Origin of the sequence: Pseudomonas sp. So3.2b (assembly GCF_019464415.1) — a bacterium.
GTDB classification, from domain to species: Bacteria; Pseudomonadota; Gammaproteobacteria; order Pseudomonadales; family Pseudomonadaceae; genus Aquipseudomonas; species Aquipseudomonas shahriarae.
The window spans coordinates 2,191,876-2,214,491 of record NZ_CP080494.1 but is presented as its reverse complement, the minus strand read 5'-3'; the positions used below and the strand labels follow the sequence as shown (position 1 = coordinate 2,214,491).

Genomic DNA, 22,616 nt, shown 5'->3' with positions numbered 1-22,616 from the left:
TCCACTTTGCCCCGCGCCCCACGGGCCGCAGAACGGCGTGCGCGGGGGAGCGGCCGTTTGCCATATAACTTATTGATCTAAAACTCCAGGTATAGCCTCGGGTCAGTCCTTGGGTACCCGCCGTTTTGGCGCGTGCCTTTTACCCCCTCCCCAACGGAAAAACCGGTAAGGACTTTATGTGCGGATTAGCTGGAGAACTGCGTTTCGATCATCAACCTGCCGACCTGGCAGCGGTGGAGCGAATCACCCATCACCTGGCACCACGCGGACCTGACGCGTGGGGCTTCCATGCCCAAGGGCCGATTGCCCTGGGCCATCGTCGCCTGAAAATCATGGACCTGTCGGACGGCTCGGCCCAGCCGATGGTCGACGCCCAACTGGGCCTGTCCCTGGCGTTCAACGGCGCGATCTACAACTTCCCGGAACTGCGCACCGAGCTTGAAGCCCTGGGCTACGCCTTCTATTCCGGCGGCGACACCGAAGTGCTGCTCAAGGGCTACCACGCCTGGGGCGAAGCCTTGCTGCCTAAGCTCAACGGCATGTTTGCCTTTGCCATCTGGGAGCGCGACAGCCAGCGCCTGTTCATCGCCCGCGACCGCCTGGGCGTCAAGCCGTTGTACCTGTCGCGCACCGGCCAGCGCTTGCGCTTTGCCTCGGCGTTGCCGGCGTTGCTCAAGGGCGGCGATATCAACCCGATCCTCGACCCGGTGGCGCTCAATCACTACCTGAATTTCCACGCCGTGGTGCCGGCACCGCGCACCTTGCTGGCGGGCATCGAAAAGCTGCCGCCGGCCACCTGGATGCGGATTGAGGCCAACGGCAAGACCGAGCAGAAAACCTGGTGGACCCTGCCCTACGGCCCCCATGACGATGAAAAACACCTGACTCTGGAAGACTGGACCGACCGCGTGCTCGACAGCACCCGCCAAGCCGTGGCGATTCGCCAACGCGCGGCGGTGGATGTCGGCGTGCTGCTGTCGGGCGGTGTGGATTCGAGCATGCTGGTGGGCCTGTTGCGCGAAGTCGGCGTACAGGATCTGTCGACCTTCTCCATCGGCTTCGAAGATGCCGGCGGCGAGCGTGGCGATGAGTTCCAGTACTCCGACCTGATCGCCAAGCACTACGGCACGCGGCACCACCAACTGCGTATCGCCGAAAGCGAAATCATCGAGCAACTGCCGGCCGCGTTCCGCGCCATGAGCGAGCCGATGGTCAGCCATGACTGCATTGCCTTCTATTTGCTGTCGCGGGAAGTGGCCAAGCATTGCAAGGTGGTGCAAAGCGGCCAGGGCGCCGATGAGCTGTTCGCCGGTTACCACTGGTACCCACAAGTGGACGGCGCCAGCGACCCGTATGCGGCCTATCGCGAGGCCTTCTTCGACCGCAGCTACGACGACTACGCGGCCACCGTCGCCCCGCAATGGCTGACCGCCAATGACGCCGCCGGCGACTTTGTGCGCGAGCATTTCGCCCAGCCCGGCGCCGAGGCGGCTGTGGATAAGGCCCTGCGCCTGGACAGCACGGTGATGCTGGTGGACGACCCGGTCAAGCGTGTGGATAACATGACCATGGCCTGGGGCCTGGAAGCGCGCACGCCGTTTCTCGACTACCGCCTGGTGGAGTTGTCGGCGCGGGTGCCGGGCCAATTCAAGCTGCCGGACGGTGGCAAGCAAGTGCTCAAGGAAGCTGCGCGCCGGGTGATCCCCAGTGCGGTGATCGACCGTAAGAAAGGCTACTTCCCGGTGCCCGGCCTCAAGCATTTGCAGGGCGACACCCTGCACTGGGTGCGTGACCTGTTGCTGGACCCGAGCCAGGATCGTGGCCTGTTCAACCCGGCGATGCTCGACCGTCTGCTCACTGACCCACAAGGGCAATTGACCCCGCTGCGCGGCTCCAAGCTGTGGCAATTGGCGGCGCTGAACCTGTGGCTCAGCGAACAAGGAATCTGATTGATGAAACCTCACGCCACGGCCTACAGCCAACGCCTGCTGCGCGGCCAGGCACCGTCCTACGAGCGCCTGCAAGCGCGCCTGGCCGAAGACGGCAGCGAACCCAGCGACCAGCCCATCGCCGTGCATTGCGGATGGGGCCGCTTATTGATTGGCCATACCTTCCCCGACCCGGCGAGCCTGGCCCTGGAGCTGCTCAACGAGCAGCCCGGGGAACGGGATATCGCCCTGTATGTGGCCGCGCCCCAGCAGATCCTCGGGATTGATCCGCAACAGTTGTTCCTCGACCCCTCCGATACCTTGCGCCTGTGGTTCACCGACTACCGGCCGGCGACCCGGGTGTTCCGTGGCTTTCGCATTCGCCGGGTACAGAGCGAAGCCGACTGGCAGGCAGTCAATCGCCTGTACCAGGGGCGCGGCATGTTGCCGGTGGATGCCAACCTGTTGACCCCGCGCCATCAAGGCGGCCCGGTGTACTGGCTGGCCGAGGATGAAGACAGCGGCGCGATAATCGGCAGCGTCATGGGCCTCAATCACCATAAAGCCTTCCATGACCCGGAACACGGCAGCAGCCTCTGGTGCCTGGCCGTCGACCCGCAATGCTCGCGGCCCGGCGTCGGCGAAGTGCTGGTGCGCCACCTGATCGAGCACTTTATGAGCCGGGGCCTGAGTTACCTGGACCTGTCGGTGCTGCACGACAATCGCCAGGCCAAGAGCCTGTACGCCAAGCTCGGTTTTCGCGCCCTCACCACCTTTGCCATCAAGCGCAAGAACGGTATCAACCAGCCGCTGTTCCTTGGGCCGGGGCCGCAGGCGGGGTTCAATCCCTATGCACGGATCATTGTCGAAGAGGCGCACCGGCGCGGTATTGATGTGCAGGTGGACGATGCCGCAGCCGGGCTGTTCACCCTCAGCCATGGCGGGCGCCGGGTGCGCTGCCGGGAGTCATTGAGCGACCTGACCAGTGCGATCAGCATGAGCCTGTGCCAGGACAAGAGCCTGACCCACAAGGTCTTGAGCGCCGCCGGCTTGAAATTGCCAGCGCAACAACTGGCAGCCAGCGCCGACGACAACCTGGAGTTTCTCGACGAACACCAGCGCATCGTGGTCAAGCCGCTGGACGGAGAACAGGGCCAGGGCGTGGCCGTGGACTTGCAGACCATCGAAGAAGTGCAAGGCGCCATCGAAGCGGCGCGCCAGTTCGACTCTCGGGTTTTGCTGGAGAGTTTCCACGAGGGCCTGGACCTGCGCATCCTGGTGATTGGTTTTGAAGTAGTAGCTGCCGCGATCCGGCGCCCGGCGCAGGTGATCGGCGACGGCAAGCACAGCGTCGGCGCCTTGATCGAAGTGCAGAGCCGGCGTCGCCAGGCGGCCACAGACGGCGAGAGCAAGATCCCGATGGATGACGAAACCCTGCGCACCCTGAAGGCGGCAGGATATGACTACGACAGCATCCTGCCTTCGGGTGAAGTGCTGGCGGTACGGCGCACTGCCAACCTGCACACTGGGGGCTGCCTGGAAGATGTCACGGCGATTCTGCACCCGACGCTGGCGGATGCTGCCGTGCGTGCGGCGCGTGCCCTGGATATTCCGGTGGTCGGCCTGGACTTGATGGTGCCGGCCGCTGACCAGCCGGAGTACGTATTTATCGAAGCCAATGAACGGGCCGGCCTGGCCAACCATGAACCACAGCCCACGGCAGAACGGTTTGTGGATTTGTTGTTCCCCCACAGTCAAACCACGGCTTGAGACATGAGCTGACTGGACGGGCCTCATCGCGGGCAAGCCCGCTCCCACAGGTTGCTGTGTGAGCTGGCTTGCCTGCGATGAGGCCAGCCCGGCCAACAAATCCCCAAGCCCCTCATCGAAACCATCGATGCCCTCAACTCATCAGGAGTTTCCATGACCCGAGCCATCCCCGAACCGGATCTCAACTACCTGCAAAAAGTGCTGCTGGAAATGCTCGCCATCCCCAGCCCTACCGGGTTTACCGACACCATCGTGCGCTACGTCGCCGAACGCCTGGAAGAACTGGGCATCCCGTTTGAAATGACCCGGCGCGGTACGATCCGCGCCACCCTCAAGGGCCAGAAAAACAGCCCGGACCGTGCCGTCTCCGCGCACCTGGACACCATTGGCGCCGCCGTACGGGCGATCAAGGACAATGGCCGCCTGACCCTGGCCCCGGTGGGTTGCTGGTCCAGCCGCTTTGCCGAAGGCAGCCGCGTCAGCCTGTTCACCGATAATGGCGTGATCCGTGGCAGCGTGCTGCCGCTGATGGCCTCCGGGCATGCCTTCAACACCGCCGTGGATGAAATGCCGATCAGTTGGGACCATATCGAACTGCGCCTGGACGCCTACTGCGCCACCCGCGCCGATTGCGACTCCCTGGGGATCAGCGTCGGTGACTTCGTGGCGTTCGACCCGCTGCCGGAATTCACCGAAAGCGGCCATATCAGCGCCCGCCACCTGGACGACAAAGCAGGGGTCGCGGCCTTGCTGGCGGCGCTCAAGGCCATCGTCGACAGTGGCGAACCGTTGCTGATCGACTGTCATCCGCTGTTCACCATCACCGAAGAAACCGGCAGCGGCGCGGCGGCGGCCCTACCCTGGGATGTCAGCGAATTCGTCGGCATCGACATTGCCCCGGTCGCCCCCGGCCAGCACTCCAGCGAACATGCAGTGAGCGTGGCGATGCAGGACTCCGGCGGCCCTTACGACTATCACCTGTCCCGGCACCTGCTGCACCTGGCGGCGGAAAACGACCTGCCAGTACGCCGTGACCTATTTCGCTATTACTTTAGCGACGCGCACTCGGCGGTCACCGCCGGCCACGATATCCGCACCGCGTTGCTGGCGTTTGGCTGCGATGCGACCCATGGTTACGAGCGCACCCATATCGACAGCCTGGCGGCCTTGAGCCGCCTGCTGGGCGCCTACATCCTCAGCCCGCCGGTATTTGCCAGCGATGCGCAACCGGCCCAGGGTTCCCTGGACCGCTTCAGTCATCAACTGGAACACGAAACGCAAATGGAGAGTGACACCCGCGTGCCCTCGGTGGACAGCCTGATCGGGCAGAAATCCTGAGGCTGGCAACTATGATCCCGGCACAGTAGGATCGCCGGGATCCACCATTTGAGGCTTGTATGCTGATTCCCTACGATGCACTTGAAGTCGACACCCTGACCCGCCTCATTGAAGACTTCGTGACCCGCGACGGCACCGACAACGGCGACGACACGCCCCTGGAAACCCGGGTACTGCGCGTGCGCCAGGCGTTGACCAAGGGTCAGGCGCTGATTGTTTTCGACCCTGAAAGCGAGCAGTGCCAGTTGATGCTCAAGCACGACGTGCCCAAGCACCTGTTCGACTAAGGGTTGGGCACCGCCACCGCCTGCCCCTGCAGGCGGCGGATCTTTTCGTAGACCTCCGCCCGGTGCACATTGACCCCTGCGGGCGCTTGCACACCGAGTTTCACCTGGAGGCTGTTGACCTCCAGGATCCGCAGGGTGATGTGATCGCCGATGGAAATGATTTCGCCTACCGCGCGGCTAAGTACCAGCATGGCGTGTGTCCTTTGGAAAGTTACCGGACCGCGACCATGCGCCCTCCCCTACGAGCCATCAATGACCTGCCAGATAAACAGATCCTCCCTACAACCCAGGGTTGGATTTACTGACAGACGAATATCAAACAGCCCAGTAGGACCGCAAAAATATAAACGTATTGTTTATATCCCTCAGCCTTTGACCGACTGAGCCTTGGCGCGCATTTTTTCCGACATGCTGGTCATCTCGTCATACAGCAATTGCGGGTTTTTCTGTTTCAGCGCCCAGGCCATGCGTCCCTGTTCGTGGGGCAGGATCATGAACTCACCGGCGGCCACCCGCTGGTAGATGTAATCGGCAATGTCTGCCGCACTGATCGGCGAGCTTTCCAGCAGTTTGCCGACCTGGGCCTTCATCGCCGGGGTGGGGCCGCGGAACGAGTCCAGCAGGTTGGTCTGGAAGAACGACGGGCACACCACGTGCACCCCGACTTCCTGCTGCTTGAGCTCCACCAGCAGGCTTTCCGAAAGCGCCACCACACCGGCCTTGGCCACGTTGTAGTTACTCATGGCCGGGCCTTGCATCAGGGCCGCCATGGAGGCGATGTTGATGATCCGGCCCTTGCTCTTTTCCAGCAGCGGCAGGAAGGCCTTGCAGCCCTTGACCACCCCCATCAGGTTGATTGCGATCTGCCAGTCCCAATCCTCCAGGGACAGCTCGCTGAAGAACCCACCGGAGGCGACCCCGGCGTTGTTGACGATCACGTCGATGCCGCCCAGCTTGACCTCGCAGGCCTGGGCAAAGGCGGTGAGCTGGCTGTAGTCACGCACGTCACAGCGCTGGATAAACCCGTCGCCACCGGCCTGGCGCACCCGCGCGAGGGTTTCCTGCAAGCCCGGCTCGCTGACATCCGACAAGGCCAGCTGCCAGCCCTCGCGGGCCCAGCGCAGAGCGATTTCGCGACCCAGGCCGGATCCGGCGCCGGTGATCATCATGCGATTTTGCATAGGAAGTAGCCTTGTGATTCAGGGAAGAAGTACGCGCCAGTGTAGCGAAGGTTATTCACCGCCCCATGCACCATCAAGTTGCTGAATGCCCGGGGCAAACCAAAGGCCCGGTCGGATGCCGGGGCATGGGGTAAGTTCAATCTATTTAAACTAAGTGCGCAACAACACAACAATTAAAAACGAAATAAGCCAGCGGCCAAATCGGATTAAAAAAACAGGGAATTTTCTGCAAAGTGCAGGAGTCGGATTGATTAAGGCGGCCGTTTTAAAGGTGCGGCTCTGACAATTAACAATCAGGTCTTTTCAGAAGACGAATAAGGAAAACAAACTATGAGCCTCATTCTTATCATTGTTCTGATCCTCCTGCTGGTCGGCGGCCTGCCGGTATTCCCGCACTCGCGTAACTGGGGTTATGGGCCGTCGGGTATTCTCGGTACGGTGCTGGTGGTGCTGTTGATTCTGTTGTTGCTGGGCAAGATATAACCCCCCAGCGTTAAAAAAGATGCAAAAAAAAGAGGCCTTGAAGAAGGCCTCTTTTTTATTGCCGGGCGATTAGTCCGGCTTGCCGTCTACCACGCCTGCGGTGTTATCCAGCAGGCTCTTGGTCGCGGTTTGCAGGAACGACTCAAGTTTCTGCTTGAGTTGCGCCTCATCCGCCGACTCGGGAATCACCTTGCCGGTCGGGTTGGCGCCCAGTTCGTATTGCCACAGTTTCGGTGGCATTTCCTTGGGCAGTACCAACACACGGTCGGCAGTGAGCAACGCCACGGTCTGGTCGCTGCCCGAGGGCTTGATCACGCCAAAGCCCTTGTCGCCTTCCGGCAAGTTGAGCAGGTCGCGGCCCCAGCACTGGTGGCGGGTTTCACCGCCCAGGCGGCCCATGATGGTCGGCACGATGTCGATCTGCGTTCCCACGGTGTGGTCACGCACGCCGAACTTGTCCTGCACGCCCGGTGCGATCAACAGCAGCGGCACGTTGAAGCGCCCCAGGTCCATTTCGGTGATCTGTTGCTCGTTACCGAAACCATGGTCGCCGACGATCACAAACAGGGTGTCCTTGAAGTACGGCTCCTTACGGGCCTTCTCGAAGAACTGGCCCAGGGCCCAGTCGGAGTAGCGCATGGCCGTCAAATGCTCGTTGAGACGGCCACGATCAGTCACCGGCGCGACCGGCAACGGCGTCGGCAAGGCATACGGCGTGTGGTTGGACAGGGTTTGCAGCAGGGCGTAGAACGGCTTGCCGCCTTCGCGCGCCTTCAGCTCCTGCAGGCCCCGGTCGAACATGTCCTGGTCGGACACGCCCCAGGTCGGATCGGAGAACACCGGGTCGACGAAATCCTTGCGGCCAATGAAGTTGGTCATGCCCTGGTTGCTGAAGAAGCCCGACTGGTTGTCCCAGGCGAAGTCGCCGTTGTAGACATACACGTCGTCAAAATCACGGGCGCTGAGCAACTGCGGCAAGCCCGACAGCTTGTGGCTGCCTTCCGGGGTCTGCATCAGGTATTCGAAGCCTGGCAGGTTCGGGAAGCAGGCCATGGTGGCGAACATGCCCTGGTGGGTATGGGTGCCATTGGAGAAGAAACGGTCGAACAGCAGGCCTTCCCTGGTCAACTCGTCGAAGTACGGCGTGATTTTGCCGCCACTGCCCAGGGCGCCCACCGAGTGACCGGCGAAGCTTTCCATCAGGATCACCACGACGTTCTTGATCGGCAGGGTCTTCTCGGCCGGCGGCGTGAAGTCACGGCGCACGGCGGCGGTGTCGGTATCCACCAGTTTTTCGTCAGGCAGCACCAGCATGTCACGCACGGTCTGGGTCGCCAGCGGCTGCTCCAGGGTGGCTTTCCAGACGTTCTCGCGATGCTCGGAGAAGCGCGCCTTGGCTGCACCGATCAGCGACAACGTACCGTTGAGGCCCAGGTGGTTGGCGAAGTTCGAGTCGGTGGTGTACACGTCACCCCAGCGCAGTGGCGGACCCTGGCGCAGGGTGCCACGCGCGGCGACCACGGCAATCAGCAGGCACACCACGAACACCGCGATGCGGCTGTACCACGGCGCGACCTGGCGGGTGCCGACGGTGCCACCGCTGAACGGGCCACGGGGGCGCGTCGCACGGTCGGCGCCCTTGAAGGCGATGCTCAGGATAAAGGTACCGACGGCCCAGCCCAGCAGGTAGCGCACCACCGGGAAACCGTACCAGAGCATGCTCATCACGGTTTTCGGGTCTTCCTTGACGTACTGGAAGACCAGGCCGTTAAGGCGCTGGTGGAACTCGCGGTAGAAGTCCATCTCCATCAGGCCAAGGAACAGCGCGCTGCTGGAGACCACGGTCAGCCACAACCGGAAGAACCCACGGGCGGCCATGGCGCGCACGCTGAACAGGGCCAGGATCAGCGGGATGCTCAGGTACACCACCAGGCGCAAGTCCAGGCGCAGGCCATTGACGAACGCTTCAAGGAAGGTCGAGGCCGGGGTGTCGAGCATCATGTCGCTGTTGTACACCAACAGTCCCAGGCGCAGCAGGGAGAGCATCACCATCATGACCAGGGCGCAAAGCAGCGTGTAGGCCAGGTGGGACTTGACGGTCGGTTGCAGCAGACGAGTAGAAGCTCGCTGCTGATTCAGGGCGTCCGGGTTTGCCATGTTGTTTGAGGACCCATTGGAGGTTTAAGTGACGAAAGAATGCAGCGGCGTCCTGCCCCGGCCAGTAAAGGCACAGGGGTCCAGGGTATTACGCAGTGGGCAGATGCTGCCCGATCAACGTCGTCAACGCTATCGATTACTCATCGCGCAGCGCTCCTGTCGGCACAGACTGACCGAGGCAGGAAAATAAAGCGGGGGAATTGTCTTGGATGAAGTGTGAAAATTTTGTGCAGCGAATAGATGGACACAAAAATCTACAGGACACGCCGCAGACAAATGTGGGAGCGAGCTTGCTCGCGACAGCGGTGTGTCAGCCAATCAATCTGGTACTGATACACCGCTGTCGCGGGTAAGCGCGCTCCCACATTATTTACATGCTTGTGCCCGCAGAGGATCAGAGCCGCACGTTGCCCCGTGGCCCGGCGATGGCCCAGATAATCAGGCCCAATACCGGCAACAGCAGGATCAACAGGATCCACAACACTTTGGCCCCGGTGCTGGCGCCGCTTTTGAACACGTTGATGATCGCCCAGATATCCAGTGCCAGGATGATCAACCCGATCAGACCATTAAATGTGGAACCCATGGTGTCGCTCCTAAGTGAGGGCTTGCCTGTTTAGGATAGCCAGCCCTGGCCAGGGTTCCGTTTTATTTCAGACGTGGACGGCAATGCGCAGGGCTTCCAGGGACGGTTCGCCCTTGATCCCGACTTCGGCACACAATTCCAGCACCCGTGGCACGTCATTGCCATAGACCAGCACGGCCTGGATTTCGTCATCGAGCAACTGGCTGAAATTCATCAGGGTGTAGCCGCCGTTCTCCGGGTTCATGGCGCCGAGCTGGATCTGGATGCGATTAAGGGCCGTCAGCGCCTCGGTCTTGGCCAACTGCTTGGGCTTGAGGTTGAACGCAACGTCGGGACCAAAGGAGGCGACGATCTGGGCGAACAGGTCCTGGTAGGTGTCGGCCTGGAACAGCACCGTTTCCGGCAGGCTGCCGACCACAATCCACTCGCCCAGCGGGATGGGGAAGGTGTCGTCGTAGTTGATATCAGGGTTGGCCGCCAGGAACCCATCGGCATCGGCGTAGGCCTGGCTGGCCTCATCGGCGATCCGCACGATCTCGGCGTCGCCCAGGCAACCGGAACTGATTTTAGTGATGAGTTCGACGAGCGCGGTGTTCATGGGCGAATCCTGTGGCGAGGCTGATTTTGAGGGCGCAAAGCCTACACCAGTTTTTGCAACTGCGCCGTCGTATCCGCTGCCCCCATGGTCTGGGCCGCCACCAGGGCCGTTACCCCCTGGGCATCCGTGGCCTTGGGGTTGGCCCCTACGCTGATCAGGTACTCGACCATTTCGGTGCGATTGAACATCGCCGCCATCATCAGCGCCGTGCGGCCATCGGCAGAGGCGCCGTCAACCGGGGTGCCGCCTTCAATCAACGCCTTGACCACCGCCAGGTTGCCCTTGAACGCTGCACCGGCAATCGGCAGTTGGTTCTTGTCGTTGGCGATCTGCGGATCGGCCTTGAATTCCAGCAGCACTTTCACCGCCTCGGCGTGCCCGTGATAGGCGGACAACATCAACAAGGTATCGCCATTGTGATTGCGCAGATTCACCGGCAAGCCCTTGGCCAGCAGCGCAGCCAGCATGGCGGCATCACCGCGGCGGGCCACGTCGAAGACCTGCTCGGCAAATTCGGCGGCTTCTTCTTCGGTCATTTGTTTGGCTTGATCAGACATCTGCGGCTCCCTGTGGGGTGTGGCGTAAGGCCGTCAGTTTCCCGAGCAGCGCCGCGCCTGTCACCCCTTTTTTGCCGAAAGCCACGATAGCCAGGTTCTATCGAGCCGCCCTAGTAGCGATATTTTCCGCTCTGGATATCCGCCAGCACCTGCACGGTCACGGGCACATAGGTATCGCTGCCCGGTAACCAGGCGTAGAGCGGATCGTCCCCCACCTTGTGCGGGTCGAAGGCCTCTTCCTTAAGGCGGACCTTCTGGTACTTAAAGGTGCCGGTGGTTTCCATCTTCACCTTGACCCGCAGGAACAGCGGCACCGCATAGGCCGGCATCTGGCTCTGGGCGAATTGCAGCAACGCCTGCATATCCAGGGTGGCCAGGGATTCGGACGGGGTAATCGCCGCCATCCCGGCGCGGCCATTGGTGTTGGCGATTTCCACGCCGTAGGCCACCGCCTCGGTGATCTGCGGGTGCTGCATAAAGATGTTTTCCACCTCGGTGGTGGAGACGTTCTCGCCCTTCCAGCGATAGGTGTCGCCCAGGCGGTCCACGAACTGCGCATGGCCAAAGCCAATGCTGCGCAACAGATCGCCGGTGTTGAAGTAGCGGTCGCCCTTTTCGAACACGTCGCTCAAGACCACCTTGCGGTTCTTTTCCGGGTCGGTGTAGCCATCGAACGGCGCCTTGTCGTCGATCCTGGCCAGCAGCAGGCCCTGGCCGCCCTTCTGCACTTCACGCATAAAACCATTGCTGCCACGGATCGGCTCGCAAGTGTCGTGGGCGTAGTCCACCAGCGCCCAGTGCATCAGGGAAAAGCCGATGGTGTTGTCGAAATTCAGCACGTTGGTGAAGCCGATATTGCCGTCACTGGCGGCGTACAACTCGCAGATATGCCCCACACCAAAACGCTCCTTGAACGGCCCCCACACTCCCGGACGCAAGCCGTTGCCGATCATCTTCACCACTCGGTTGTCGCGGTCGCGTTCGCTGGGCGGCTGGTCCATCAGGTAGCGGCATAATTCGCCGACATAGCCCAGGGTGGTCGCGTTGAATTTGCGCACATCGTCCCAGAACTGGCTGGCGCTGAATTTGCGGCGGATGGCAAACCCCGACGCGCCGGCAATCGCCGAGCCCCAGCACACACAGAGCCCGGTGGCGTGGTACAGCGGCAGAGTGCAATAGACGACGTCCTCCGGCCCCATATCCAGGGCGATGGTGCCGAAGCTGGCCGAGGATTTCATCCAGCGCCCATGCTTGAAGATACCTGCCTTGGGCAAACCGGTGGTGCCGGAGGTGTAGATATAGAAGCACGGGTCGTTGAAGTAGATCTGTTGGCTGCTGGCCGGGTTATCCGTGGAACAGTCTGCGCTGGCGGCCATCAGGTCGATATAGCCCTGGGGCACAGGCGCCACCTGTTGATCGGCGACATACCAGGTGCGCTGCGGATCAATCGCCACCTGCTCACGTACCGCGTCGTAGGCGTCGACCAGTTCGGCGCCGACCACAATTGCCACCGGGTTGACCAGGGTCAGGCTATGCACCAGCACCGCCTGGGTCTGCGCGGTATTGAGCATGGCGCAGATGCCGCCGACCTTGGCCACCGCCAGCACGGTCAACAGCAGTTCGGGACGGTTTTCAATAAACAGCGCGACCACATCACCCTTGCCAATGCCTTGGGCCTGCAGATGATGGGCGATGCGATTGGCGTGCTGGTTGGCCTGGCGGTAGCTGAGCACCTGGTCGCCAAACAACAGCGCGGCGCCTTCGGGGTTGCGCTGGGTGGCCTGTTCGAAGGTCCAGCCCAGGCCGCACGGCTGGTCGGGGTCAGTGATATTGGCGACACGGATACCGCGCACCAACCGTGGCAGGGCCCGGACAATGGTCGGCACCTTACGCAACATCATGCCGAGGGTAATCATCTCGCTATGGGGATTGCTCATGCACAGAAGTCCTTTTTCTTATTATTCGTAGGGTCCACGGGCCTTCATGCGGTGTAGGACCATTCCTGAATGCCTTGCAGGAAAATACGCCAGCCATTCCTTGGCTGTACACGCGGGATTTGCAATGTTTTGTATCCCAGGCACCGGTGACGCACGATACCGTTCGTCATCGCCCAATAGCGCAAAATGCAGGATGCACGATGGCCATTCATGCATATTGCACGAAAGTGAAAAGTTCTATTTTTTGTAAGTCACTGACTTATAAGGTTTTTGTATAAGTCGCGATACTGGCACAATCACTGCACCTATCACTCCATGCCGCACAACACGAGCCAATGGAGCCGATAGACATGAGCCTGATCCAAGATAAATTCGCTTCTGTATTCTCCAACTACGACGTCACCACCCAGGCACGTCCTGACGGTGGGATCCTGCTGACCCTGCGCAACACCGAAGGCAAGCAGATCAAACGCTCGATCTCGTACCAGCAGCTGCACACTGCCGACCAACTGACCTGGGTCATCAGCGCTATCCGCCGCGACCTGGCAGAACAAGCCAGCGAGTTGCCGCAGATTTCGATGTTGCAAAGCCAGCACCGCTTTGCCCTGCCGACCTACCATTCGGCATAAGTACCACTGCGTTTCCCAGGGCCGTGAAGCCATTGCGCTTCACGGCCCTTTTTTATCCGCACAACCCGCGCCTGATCGCTTCACTCACCGCCTGGACCCGGTTATTGACGTGCAACTTGCCGTAGATATTGCGCAGGTGAAACTTCACCGTGGCCTGTGAGACACAGCGGATCCGGCTGATCTCCCACACTGTCTTGCCCTCCGTGGCCCAGCGCAGTATTTCCAACTCCTTGGCCGTCAGCGGCTTATCCGGCAACGACTGTGCGTCGCCTGCCCTGTCGTCGCACGCCTGCTCACAAACATCTGTTGCCACACTGACCGCCGGCCCAGGTACGGATGGGGTGGGCTCCTCTGGACTGCTCATGCTGCCTCTCCCTTTCGTAGTGGTTTGCACTGTCAATATTCGGACAACTCCTATTGACAGATAGGTACACAGCGACGGGAGAGTTACATAAAGCCAAGGGTTAACACATCGACCCTCAGACAAATAGCTGGAACTTACAAACTATAGAGTTCATTCCCACAAACTTATCCAACTTGAGCATATTGAATAAGTTTGCGGATAGTGAACTAAGGTCAATCATCCAGCCCCGGGAAACCTTGGGCGATCCCGCTGCCGGTCACTTGCGCCTCAGCCCCGGACGCCGTCTGGAACAGACTGATCGCGACCACACGCGGCTCCTCCCCCAGGTCAAACCAGCGTGGCATGCCGGCCGGTATGCGCAGCAGGTCGTGTTTTTCGCAGAGCACCGTGTAGACATAGTCGCCGATATGCAGGCCGAGCAAACCACGGCCGGCGGCGAACAAGCGGATCTCATCAGCCCCGTGGTAATGCTCATCGCGCAAACCTGCGGCAAGGGCAACCTTTTGCGGGTGCTCGCGGTTCACGCTCAACACTTGCACCTGCGCGTAGCCCTGTGCCGTCATCCAGCTGTCAATTTGCTCCTGGTACGCCGCCGTCACTTCGGCAGCACTGGCGCCGGCCTCGACACGGGTGCTGGCCTGCCAGCGTTCGAAGCCCACGCCCTGCTCGGCCAGGGTCGAGGCAATATCGTCAGCGTGGGTCAAGACCTTGTTCGGGGTGTCCGGGGTAGAAAGGTGATAAACGCAAAGAATGCTCATAAAAGGGGTCCTCGGGCGGTAAGAGTCTGCAGATGATGGGCCGGGCTCACGGCTGTTCCTCGGGCAAGCGCAGCGCCATGATCAACGCGGCGGCCAGGGCCGCGAGGCTGGCGATACTGAAGGTCAGGGTCGGCCCCAACTGGTTCCAGCTGTACCCGGAATACAAGGCGCCGAGCGCGCCGCCGGTGCCGGCCAGCGCCGCATACAAGGCCTGGCCCTGGCCTTGCTGGCGCGCACCGAAGCTGCGCTGCACAAATTGAATGGCCGCCGCATGAAAGCTGCCAAAGGTCGCGGCATGCAGCACCTGGGCGAGCAACAGCACCCACAGGAATTCGGCGAACGACCCCAGCAACAGCCAGCGTAACGCGGCCAACAGGAAACTGGCCACCAGCACCCGGCGCACCGAGAAGCGCGTGAGAATCCGGCTCATGGCCATGAACATCAACACTTCCGCCACCACACCCAAGGCCCACAGCAGGCCGATCACACCGCGGCTGTAACCGAGGTTTTCCAGGTGCAGGGTGAGGAAGGTGTAGTACGGGCCGTGGCTCATTTGCATCAACGCGACACAGGCGTAAAACGCCAGCACGCCAGGGCTGCGCAGTTGCCGCAGGAAGCCGTCGCCGGCACCGCGACCACCGGTGGCAGCCGGCTGGGCATTGGGCACCCACCAACTGGCACCGATGATGCCGGCCATGATCAACACGATCGCCACCGGGTAGATGTCCAGGCTCAGGGCCTCGAACAGGCGCCCCAGGGCGACGACGGCAAGGATAAACCCGACGGAGCCCCATAAGCGGACCTGGCTGTAGCGCGAGGTCTGACCTTGCAGGTGCGCCAGGGTGATGACCTCGAACTGCGGCAGCACCGCATGCCAGAAGAACGCGTGCAGGGCCATCACCAATGCCAGCCAGGCATAGCTCTGGCTGACAAAGATCAGCGAAAAACTGAGCAGCGTGCACACCGCGCCAAACCGCACGATGGCCAGGCGCCGCCCGGTGTAGTCACCCAGCCAGCCCCAGATATTGGGGGCCACGCAGCGCATCAGCATCGGGATTGCGACCAACTCGCCAATGCGCGCGCTGGAGAACCCCAGATGATGGAAGTACAGCGCCAGGAACGGCGCCGTCGCCCCCAGCAGGGCGAAATAGAACAGATAGAAGCTGGAAAGTCGCCAGTACGGGAGCGCTGTCACGGTCAGACCGTCACAGCTGGCCCAGCACCGGAGTAGTCACGCGCACATCGGCATTCTGCCCACGGTGCCGCAGCAGATGATCCATCAGCACAATGGCCATCATTGCTTCGGCAATCGGCGTGGCGCGGATGCCGACGCACGGGTCATGGCGGCCCTTGGTAATCACATCCACCGGGTTGCCGTGCACATCAATCGAACGCCCCGGCGTGGTGATGCTCGAGGTCGGCTTGAGTGCCAGGTGCGCCACAATCGGCTGGCCGGACGAGATACCGCCGAGAATGCCACCCGCATTGTTGCTGACAAAACCTTCGGGGGTCAGCTCATCGCGGTGCTCGGTGCCGCGCTGGGCGACACAGGCGAAGCCGGCGCCGATTTCCACGCCCTTGACCGCGTTGATGCTCATCAGCGCGTGGGCCAGTTCGGCGTCCAGGCGGTCGAAAATCGGCTCGCCCAGGCCCGGCATCACCCCTTCGGCGACCACCGTGATCTTCGCGCCCACCGAATCCTGGTCGCGGCGCAACTGGTCCATATAGGCTTCCAGTTCCGGCACTTTGTCCGGGTCGGGGCTGAAGAAAGCGTTGTCTTGCACGCTGTCCCAGGTCTTGAACGGGATTTCGATCGGGCCCAGTTGGCTCATATAGCCACGAATCAGGATGCCCTGGGTTGCCAGGTACTTCTTGGCAATGGCTCCGGCGGCCACGCGCATCGCGGTTTCCCGCGCCGAACTGCGGCCACCGCCACGGTAATCGCGCTCACCGTATTTATGGTGGTAGGTGTAGTCGGCGTGGGCCGGGCGGAACAGATCCTTGATCGCCGAGTAGTCCTTGGACTTCTGGTCAGTGTTGCGGATCAGCAGGCCGATGGCGCAACCGGTAGTGCGACCCTCGAACACGCCGGAGAGGATCTCGACTTCGTCGGGCTCCTGGCGCTGGGTGGTGTGGCGGCTGGTGCCGGGCTTGCGGCGGTCGAGGTCGCGCTGCAGGTCGTCCAGGGACAGCTCAAGGCCGGGCGGGCAGCCGTCGACAATGGCGACCAACGCCGGACCATGGCTTTCGCCCGCGGTGGTGACAGTGAACAGCTTGCCGTAGGTATTGCCGGACATGCAGAGCGCTCCGTGAAATCAGTTGAATCAACTCAACCGTGATAACTAAGCGCGCCAGTATACGCAGGCTCACCCAGTAGTTCATCCTCGAAACCTTCCCGGTAGACGTTGGTCCAACCGGCACCTTCCTCATGATGGCGCGATGATGCTGCGAGTTTTGCTGTTTACCCTCACCCTGTTCTGTAGCGTCGCCCACGCCGCCAGCCCTGTCGTACTGCAACGACCCATCAGCCTGGACACCGGCAGCGGCGAGCTGTTTGGCTCATTACTGCTGCCCCAATCCGACAAACCCGTGCCTGTAGTGCTGATCATTGCAGGCTCCGGCCCCACCGACCGCAACGGCAACAGTGCCGAAGGCGCGCGCAATGACAGCCTCAAGCGCCTGGCCTGGGTGCTGGCGCGCCATAACATTGCCAGCGTGCGCTACGACAAACGCGGCGTGGCCGCCAGCCTCAAGGCCACGCCAGACGAGCGCAACCTGACGCTGGACGCCTATGTGGCCGACGCCGTGGCCTGGGGCAAATCGCTCAAGGCCGATCCGCGCTTCGGGCGCCTGGTGGTGTTGGGGCACAGTGAAGGCGCGTTGGTGGCTGCCCTCGCCGCCCCTGAACTCAATCCCGACGGGGTGATTTCCCTGTCCGGCAGCGCCCGCCCGGTGGACCAGGTGATTCGCCAGCAATTGGCGGATCACCTGCCGCCGGCCCTGCTGCTGCGCAGCAACCAGATCCTCGACAGGCTCAAGGCCGGCCAGGTGGATGCTGATGTGCCGGGCCCGCTGCAGGGTATTTTCCGTCCCAGCGTGCAGCCGTACCTGATCAGCCTGTTTCGTGCGGACCCCGCAGCGGCGTTCGCCCGCCTGACGATGCCGGCCCTGATTGTCCAGGGCACCACCGACCTGCAAGTAGGGGTCGCCGATGCCCAGAAGCTCAAGCAGGCCAAACCCGACGCCGAATTGGCGGTGATTCCCGGCATGAACCACGTCATGCGCATCGTGCCCAACGAGGTGAAGCAGCAGTTGAGCTCCTACAACAATCCACAATTGCCCCTCGCCGATGCACTGGGTAGGCGTCTGGTTGGCTTTATCGACGGACTTCGCCACCGATAACCCACTATTTACCCTCCAGTCCTGGAAAGAACGGCCGATAAGCACAAGGTCGACAGCAAAAAGCCTGTCGACTAGCTGGGCTTGGACAGGATCGCGCCGAATGACGAACACCGAAGCAGTACCACAACCTCCCGCCGAAACCACCGCCGACACCGAAGCGGCGGCTGCGGCTGCGCTGCCGTGGGCAGAGGTTGAGGCCGAACACTTCAAAATGCTGCGCCTGGCGCCCTTGGCCACCGATCGCGCAACCGGCGCCCGGCCCTTGCGCTTTGTGCAGTTTGGCTACGCCGAGCGCAACAACAAGGACCACAGCCTGCTGCGCATGGTCATCCAGTTGCCTGCCCAACGGGTGCGGCGCGAACAGAATCACCTGGATGTGTGGGTCGATCATGCCACCCACCGCGTGCACTTCGGCCCAAACAACAGCCTGGAAATCGAACCCGCGAACCGAGGCCTTGGCCGCTTCCTGGTAGCCCAGGGCGCTGCGTGGGCAAAAAAGAAGTGGTCGCACTATCGCGTCGACGGCGTCGACCTGGCGAACAAGGACGCGCTGAACGAAGCCACGCGCCTGCGTCGCGACCACTTTTTGCGGATCCAGGGTTTTGATGTGGCCTATGCCGATGTCCAGCACCTGAAAGGCCATGTGCAGCCGGGCAAGGTCAGCGAAGTGCTGGACAGCTGGAACACCGAGAAGGTGCAGTTCGTGGAAATCCTCGAAGCGGCGCAGATGCTGCAACAGGCCGAACAAAACCTGGCCGAGCAGGAAGTGAAGCTGCGCCACGAGGAAGAAAAGGTCATCAAGTTCAAGCGCGAGGACAGCGGCTTGCGCTTCACCATCACCTGCCTGGTGGCGTTTACCGTGTTCCAGGCGGGATTATTGATCTGGATTGCGACGCATCGCTGACCACTCGATTTCACTGAACAATACAAATCAAATGTGGGAGCGGGCTTGCTCGCGAAAGCGGCGGATCAGTCGGTACATGTATTGACTGATCCATCGCTTTCGCGAGCAAGCCCGCTCCCACATTCAGTTCCGCCTGATCAGACGCGAGAGGCAAACACCGCCTGATGGGCCCGGCACTGCTCCGCCGTCAGCATGAATACGCCATGCCCGCCGTTCTGGAACTCCAGCCAGGCAAAATCCACTTCCGGGTACAGCGCTTCAACGTGCACCTGGCTGTTGCCCACCTCGACAATCAGCAAGCCCTTCTCGGTCAGATGATCGGCCGCCTCGGCCAACATCCGGCGCACCAGGTTCAAGCCATCGTCACCGCAGGCCAGGCCCAATTCGGGTTCGTGCTGGTATTCATCGGGCATGTCGGCAAAGTCTTCGGCATCGACATACGGCGGGTTGGACACAATCAGGTCAAAACGCTGGCCGGGCAAACCGTCGAAGCCGTCACCCTGCACGGTGTACACGCGTTCGTCGGCGCCATGGCGCTCGATGTTCTGGTTGGCCACTTCCAGCGCTTCAAAGGACAAGTCCCCCAGCACCACTTCGGCTTCCTGGAACTCGTAGGCACAGGCGATGCCGATGCAACCGGAGCCGGTGCACAGGTCAAGGATGCGCGCCGGCGGCTGGGCCAGCCAGGGTTCAAAGCGGTTTTCGATCAACTCGCCAATCGGTGAACGCGGGATCAGCACGCGCTCGTCGACGATAAACGACATGCCGCAGAACCAGGCTTCTTTCAACAGGTAGGCAGTGGGCACGCGCTCGTGGATACGACGATGCAGCAGACGCTGTACGTGGGAAATCTCTTCTTCTTCGAGGTTGCAATCCAGGTAGCTGTCGGCAATTTCCCAAGGCAGGTGCAGTGCACCCAGTACCAATTGCCGGGCTTCGTCCCAGGCATTGTCCGTACCATGGCCAAAAAACAGGTCTTCCCCATGGAAACGGCTGACAGCCCAACGGATATGGTCGCGCAAGGTGCGCAGGCGGGAAGTGATCACGGGGGCAAGCTCCAGGAAAAAACGACTGGCAATTCTAACAGCCTTAAGCTGTACGGACGATGTATGAAAAACTGCGACGGCGCGTCAGACTCAACCTGATTCAAGGTTTTTCTGTTATACCGCTGTCCCTCTTGACATGGCTGTAGGCCAACAACGGCGCACCTTACGTTAGTAGCGATTCACAGAACCGCTCAGCCAGAGGACAATGTCGCAAAAGCCCCACTCACAGGAGCCCCAGAATGTCCGTTCCAAAGACGATGTTTCAACTCAGCGGTCGCGGTTACGCACCGGCCAATTTGAGCCACGCGACCCTTGTGATCATCGATGCCCAGAAAGAATATTTGAGCGGCCCGCTCGCCCTGTCGGGCATGGACGCCGCCGTGGAAAACATCAAGCAACTGAGTGCTGCCGCCCGCAAGGCCGGGCGCCCGATCGTGCATGTCCGTCACCTGGGCACCGTCGGCGGCCTGTTCGACCCCCAGGGCGAGCGTGGCGAATTCATCCCCGGCCTGGAGCCGCACGATGACGAAACCATCATCGGCAAGCTGCTGCCCAGCGCTTTCCACGGCACGCAGCTGGAAAAAACCCTGCAGGAGCTGGGCTCTCTGGACTTGATCGTCTGTGGTTTCATGAGCCACTCCAGCGTCAGCACCACGGTGCGCGCAGCGAAGAACCTGGGCTTTCGTTGCACCCTGGTGGAAGACGCCTGCGCCACCCGCGACCTGCCTTACAAGGGCGGCATCCTCAGCGCCGAACATGTGCAGCAAACGGAAATGGCCATCATGGCCGACAACTTCGCCACCCTCGCCTTGACCCAAGATCTGATCTGATCGCCCTGTTGATGAGCGGCGCGGCCACCTCAGGCCCCGCTCATCCGCTAAAGCCTGTCATTTACCGCAATTGCCTCCCAGCCCGGAACAAGTTGTTTATCTTCCGGTCGAAGGGCCGATACCCTGGAGGAAAGGTCGGAATGAAGATATCCGATGGTTTTGACGCTCGTCGCTTGCGCCCCAAGGGCCCGAGCAACTGGCGTCTGCGCCTGGGCGTGGCGTTTGCTGCGTTGCTCGCGCTGTTTGGCTTGCTGCTTTCGTTGGCAGGTGCAGCCGCGCTGCTGGGCCATTCGCCCGCGCTCGGCGAGCTCAATACCAGCCCCGGCGGCGCGGCGCTGCTGTTGGCCGGCGGGCTGTTGATCCTGTGGCTGGGAATTTGGTGGTGGCGCCGTTGCCGGCGCCGTATGCACCAGCCGCTGTCGCTGAACATCGCCTCGCACCTGATGAAAAAGCACGATTGAGGGAACACTGATAGCGTTTTGTCCCGCATCAACCGCCTCGATTTGGGTAAACTGCCCGCCCTTCGCGGAGGCTGACATGCAAGACGACGATTTTTCCCTGTTCAAAAACGAGCTGCGCGGTGTCAAGCCGATCAAGCACGACCGTGCCGACACCGGCAAACCCAAGACCGACCGCGCACAGATCGCCAAGCTGCGCCAGGCGGCCACGGTGCGTACGGATGCCACCACGGTGGACGGTCTGTCGGACCAGTTCGTGATTGACGTCGGCCCCGAGGACGAGTTGATGTGGTCCCGCGACGGGGTCCAGGAAAGCCAGGTGCGCAAGCTCAAGGCCGGACAGATTCCCTTCGAAGGCAGCCTCGACCTGCACGGCATGACTGTGGAAAAGGCCCGGGAAACCCTCTGGGCCTTCCTGGCCGAAGCCACCAAGTTCGAAATCCGCTGCGTGCGCGTGACCCACGGCAAGGCCGTGCGCCTGGACGGCAAGCGCCCGATGATCAAAAGCCACGTCAACACCTGGTTGCGCCAGCACACCCAAGTGCTCGGTTTCACCTCCTGCCAACCGCGCCATGGCGGTGCCGGGGCGGTGTATGTGATGCTCAAGCGCACGATGCTCGAAGGGCGTGACGAGTAACCCGCGCTTGCAGCGATCTGCCGGCCACCGTACCCTTGCACTTTGCGAAAATCCCACAGGTAGTTTCATGTCCCTGGAACAGAATTACACAGCGATTTTCAATGGGTAGTGGTAAGTAGTAAAAGCCAATGAATCCGGGGGTTTTCTCCCTCAGAAACACCCGGATTTACCCTGGCAAACACGGTCATTGGTACAAAAAGTGGTACAAGATTAATCCCCTCCCCCCGGCGTCCTGCCGACCGATCACCAAACCAAAATCCCCTACAGCTCGTCGCCTCACATCGCACAACCCGCAAACCTCGATTACTGTATGCACATACAGCATTCGGATTACCCCACAATGAACATCGATGAAGACACCTGCGAGTGGCTCGGCCTCCCTACCCCTCTCGAAATGTACAAGCAGCATTGTCTGTTGCTTGAGAACGAGATCAAAGAACTAAACCTGCTGCTACGCAAGGCACGGGCAGACGTGTTCTGCATTAGCCAGACCCTGCTGGAAACCCAGGCGAAGAACAGAGAGTTCGCCGCCTATCTCGGGCAGCGGGGCTCAGAGGCTGCGGAAATGCGTAAGCAGATCCATGTGCTGAGCACTTCGGACGACGTGAACAAGCGACAACTAGCTGAGCTCCGCGGGCGGCTCGGCATCACAAAGGGGATATTGAGCAGCGCGTCGAGGTCAGGGGAAACCTGAGCGGCAGTAACATCGGCAGCCATAAAAAAGCACGCACTTGGAGGGCATTAGGAGACCCTCTATTAGTTTCAT

General features: G+C 61.3%; 24 protein-coding genes. 12 read left to right on the top strand and 12 right to left on the bottom strand.

The annotated features are described in order from the left end of the window. The first annotated feature begins 176 nt into the window (after positions 1-176). The 4 genes from K1X80_RS10165 (at position 177) to K1X80_RS10150 (ending at position 5,323) form a co-directional block, all read left to right on the top strand. Positions 177-1,949 carry an N-acetylglutaminylglutamine amidotransferase gene (locus K1X80_RS10165; protein ID WP_057958882.1) on the top strand — a complete coding sequence of 591 codons (1,773 nt, stop codon included), beginning with the start codon at positions 177-179 and terminating at the stop codon, positions 1,947-1,949. Positions 1,950-1,952: 3 nt separating this feature from the next. Beyond that, entirely contained in the window at positions 1,953-3,698 is a 1,746-nt protein-coding gene (gene ngg, locus K1X80_RS10160) for an N-acetylglutaminylglutamine synthetase (RefSeq protein WP_220172868.1), read from the top strand. A gap of 153 nt (positions 3,699-3,851) precedes the next feature. Further along, complete coding sequence (locus K1X80_RS10155) at positions 3,852-5,036, top strand: osmoprotectant NAGGN system M42 family peptidase (protein WP_120732323.1); 1,185 nt, start codon at positions 3,852-3,854, stop codon at positions 5,034-5,036. 59 nt (positions 5,037-5,095) lie between these two features. Beyond that, a complete protein-coding gene (locus tag K1X80_RS10150) occupies positions 5,096-5,323 on the top strand; it encodes a YheU family protein (protein WP_003192759.1) in 228 nt (75 codons plus the stop codon). Here the strand turns inward: K1X80_RS10150 and csrA are convergent. Together csrA and K1X80_RS10140 are read right to left on the bottom strand one after the other, a co-directional pair. Next, the gene (gene csrA / locus K1X80_RS10145; protein WP_057440758.1) at positions 5,320-5,514 is read right to left on the bottom strand and encodes a carbon storage regulator CsrA; all 195 of its coding nucleotides are present in this window, start codon (positions 5,512-5,514) and stop codon (positions 5,320-5,322) included. The genes K1X80_RS10150 and csrA overlap by 4 nt on opposite strands. A gap of 174 nt (positions 5,515-5,688) precedes the next feature. Next, entirely contained in the window at positions 5,689-6,504 is an 816-nt protein-coding gene (locus tag K1X80_RS10140; protein ID WP_057440755.1) for an SDR family oxidoreductase, read from the bottom strand. Between the two features lie 330 nt (positions 6,505-6,834). Here K1X80_RS10140 and K1X80_RS10135 point away from each other — a divergent pair, with 330 nt between their 5' ends. After that, complete coding sequence (locus tag K1X80_RS10135) at positions 6,835-6,987, top strand: DUF3309 family protein (protein WP_032863216.1); 153 nt, start codon at positions 6,835-6,837, stop codon at positions 6,985-6,987. Between the two features lie 69 nt (positions 6,988-7,056). On the opposite strand, the gene K1X80_RS10130 is transcribed toward K1X80_RS10135, so the two are convergent. The 5 genes from K1X80_RS10130 to K1X80_RS10110 all read right to left on the bottom strand — a co-directional run bounded on the left by K1X80_RS10130 (position 7,057) and on the right by K1X80_RS10110 (position 12,822). Beyond that, positions 7,057-9,144 carry an LTA synthase family protein gene (locus K1X80_RS10130; RefSeq protein WP_169989369.1) on the bottom strand — a complete coding sequence of 696 codons (2,088 nt, stop codon included), beginning with the start codon at positions 9,142-9,144 and terminating at the stop codon, positions 7,057-7,059. Positions 9,145-9,538: 394 nt separating this feature from the next. Continuing rightward, complete coding sequence (locus K1X80_RS10125; RefSeq protein ID WP_015885097.1) at positions 9,539-9,730, bottom strand: PLDc N-terminal domain-containing protein; 192 nt, start codon at positions 9,728-9,730, stop codon at positions 9,539-9,541. Positions 9,731-9,797: 67 nt separating this feature from the next. Next, positions 9,798-10,328, bottom strand: a complete 531-nt coding sequence (locus tag K1X80_RS10120; RefSeq protein ID WP_057440752.1) for a hypothetical protein — start codon at positions 10,326-10,328, stop codon at positions 9,798-9,800. Positions 10,329-10,369: 41 nt separating this feature from the next. Next, on the bottom strand, positions 10,370-10,885 hold the full coding sequence (locus tag K1X80_RS10115) for an ankyrin repeat domain-containing protein (RefSeq protein ID WP_057440749.1): 516 nt from the start codon (positions 10,883-10,885) through the stop codon (positions 10,370-10,372). Positions 10,886-10,995: 110 nt separating this feature from the next. After that, complete coding sequence (locus tag K1X80_RS10110) at positions 10,996-12,822, bottom strand: long-chain-acyl-CoA synthetase (protein WP_169989370.1); 1,827 nt, start codon at positions 12,820-12,822, stop codon at positions 10,996-10,998. A gap of 350 nt (positions 12,823-13,172) precedes the next feature. Here K1X80_RS10110 and K1X80_RS10105 point away from each other — a divergent pair, with 350 nt between their 5' ends. Continuing rightward, complete coding sequence (locus tag K1X80_RS10105; protein WP_029300345.1) at positions 13,173-13,451, top strand: DUF3509 domain-containing protein; 279 nt, start codon at positions 13,173-13,175, stop codon at positions 13,449-13,451. 52 nt (positions 13,452-13,503) lie between these two features. Here K1X80_RS10105 and K1X80_RS10100 read toward each other — a convergent pair whose 3' ends face one another. The 4 genes from K1X80_RS10100 to aroC form a co-directional block, all read right to left on the bottom strand. Next, complete coding sequence (locus K1X80_RS10100; protein WP_081044200.1) at positions 13,504-13,815, bottom strand: response regulator transcription factor; 312 nt, start codon at positions 13,813-13,815, stop codon at positions 13,504-13,506. Positions 13,816-14,027: 212 nt separating this feature from the next. Next, on the bottom strand, positions 14,028-14,573 hold the full coding sequence (locus tag K1X80_RS10095; RefSeq protein WP_057440742.1) for an acireductone dioxygenase: 546 nt from the start codon (positions 14,571-14,573) through the stop codon (positions 14,028-14,030). 46 nt (positions 14,574-14,619) lie between these two features. Next, complete coding sequence (locus tag K1X80_RS10090; RefSeq protein ID WP_057440740.1) at positions 14,620-15,768, bottom strand: MFS transporter; 1,149 nt, start codon at positions 15,766-15,768, stop codon at positions 14,620-14,622. Positions 15,769-15,778: 10 nt separating this feature from the next. Further along, complete coding sequence (gene aroC, locus K1X80_RS10085; protein WP_057440738.1) at positions 15,779-16,870, bottom strand: chorismate synthase; 1,092 nt, start codon at positions 16,868-16,870, stop codon at positions 15,779-15,781. A 142-nt stretch (positions 16,871-17,012) separates the two neighbouring features. Between aroC and K1X80_RS10080 the strand changes: the two genes are divergently transcribed. After that, positions 17,013-17,975, top strand: coding sequence for an alpha/beta hydrolase (locus tag K1X80_RS10080; protein WP_057958877.1), 963 nt, complete (start codon positions 17,013-17,015; stop codon positions 17,973-17,975). Between the two features lie 100 nt (positions 17,976-18,075). Further along, a complete protein-coding gene (locus K1X80_RS10075) occupies positions 18,076-18,879 on the top strand; it encodes a hypothetical protein (RefSeq protein ID WP_057958876.1) in 804 nt (267 codons plus the stop codon). Positions 18,880-19,016: 137 nt separating this feature from the next. Here K1X80_RS10075 and prmB read toward each other — a convergent pair whose 3' ends face one another. Continuing rightward, complete coding sequence (gene prmB / locus K1X80_RS10070) at positions 19,017-19,925, bottom strand: 50S ribosomal protein L3 N(5)-glutamine methyltransferase (RefSeq protein ID WP_057440732.1); 909 nt, start codon at positions 19,923-19,925, stop codon at positions 19,017-19,019. A 239-nt stretch (positions 19,926-20,164) separates the two neighbouring features. On the opposite strand from prmB, the gene K1X80_RS10065 reads away from it, so the two are divergent. From K1X80_RS10065 to K1X80_RS10050, 4 genes are all read left to right on the top strand, one after another. Beyond that, entirely contained in the window at positions 20,165-20,755 is a 591-nt protein-coding gene (locus tag K1X80_RS10065) for a cysteine hydrolase family protein (RefSeq protein WP_057440730.1), read from the top strand. A gap of 140 nt (positions 20,756-20,895) precedes the next feature. After that, entirely contained in the window at positions 20,896-21,216 is a 321-nt protein-coding gene (locus tag K1X80_RS10060) for a hypothetical protein (RefSeq protein WP_057440727.1), read from the top strand. A gap of 76 nt (positions 21,217-21,292) precedes the next feature. After that, positions 21,293-21,850, top strand: coding sequence for a Smr/MutS family protein (locus K1X80_RS10055; RefSeq protein WP_057440725.1), 558 nt, complete (start codon positions 21,293-21,295; stop codon positions 21,848-21,850). A gap of 340 nt (positions 21,851-22,190) precedes the next feature. Further along, positions 22,191-22,544, top strand: a complete 354-nt coding sequence (locus tag K1X80_RS10050; protein WP_220172867.1) for a hypothetical protein — start codon at positions 22,191-22,193, stop codon at positions 22,542-22,544. Positions 22,545-22,616 lie beyond the last annotated feature (72 nt).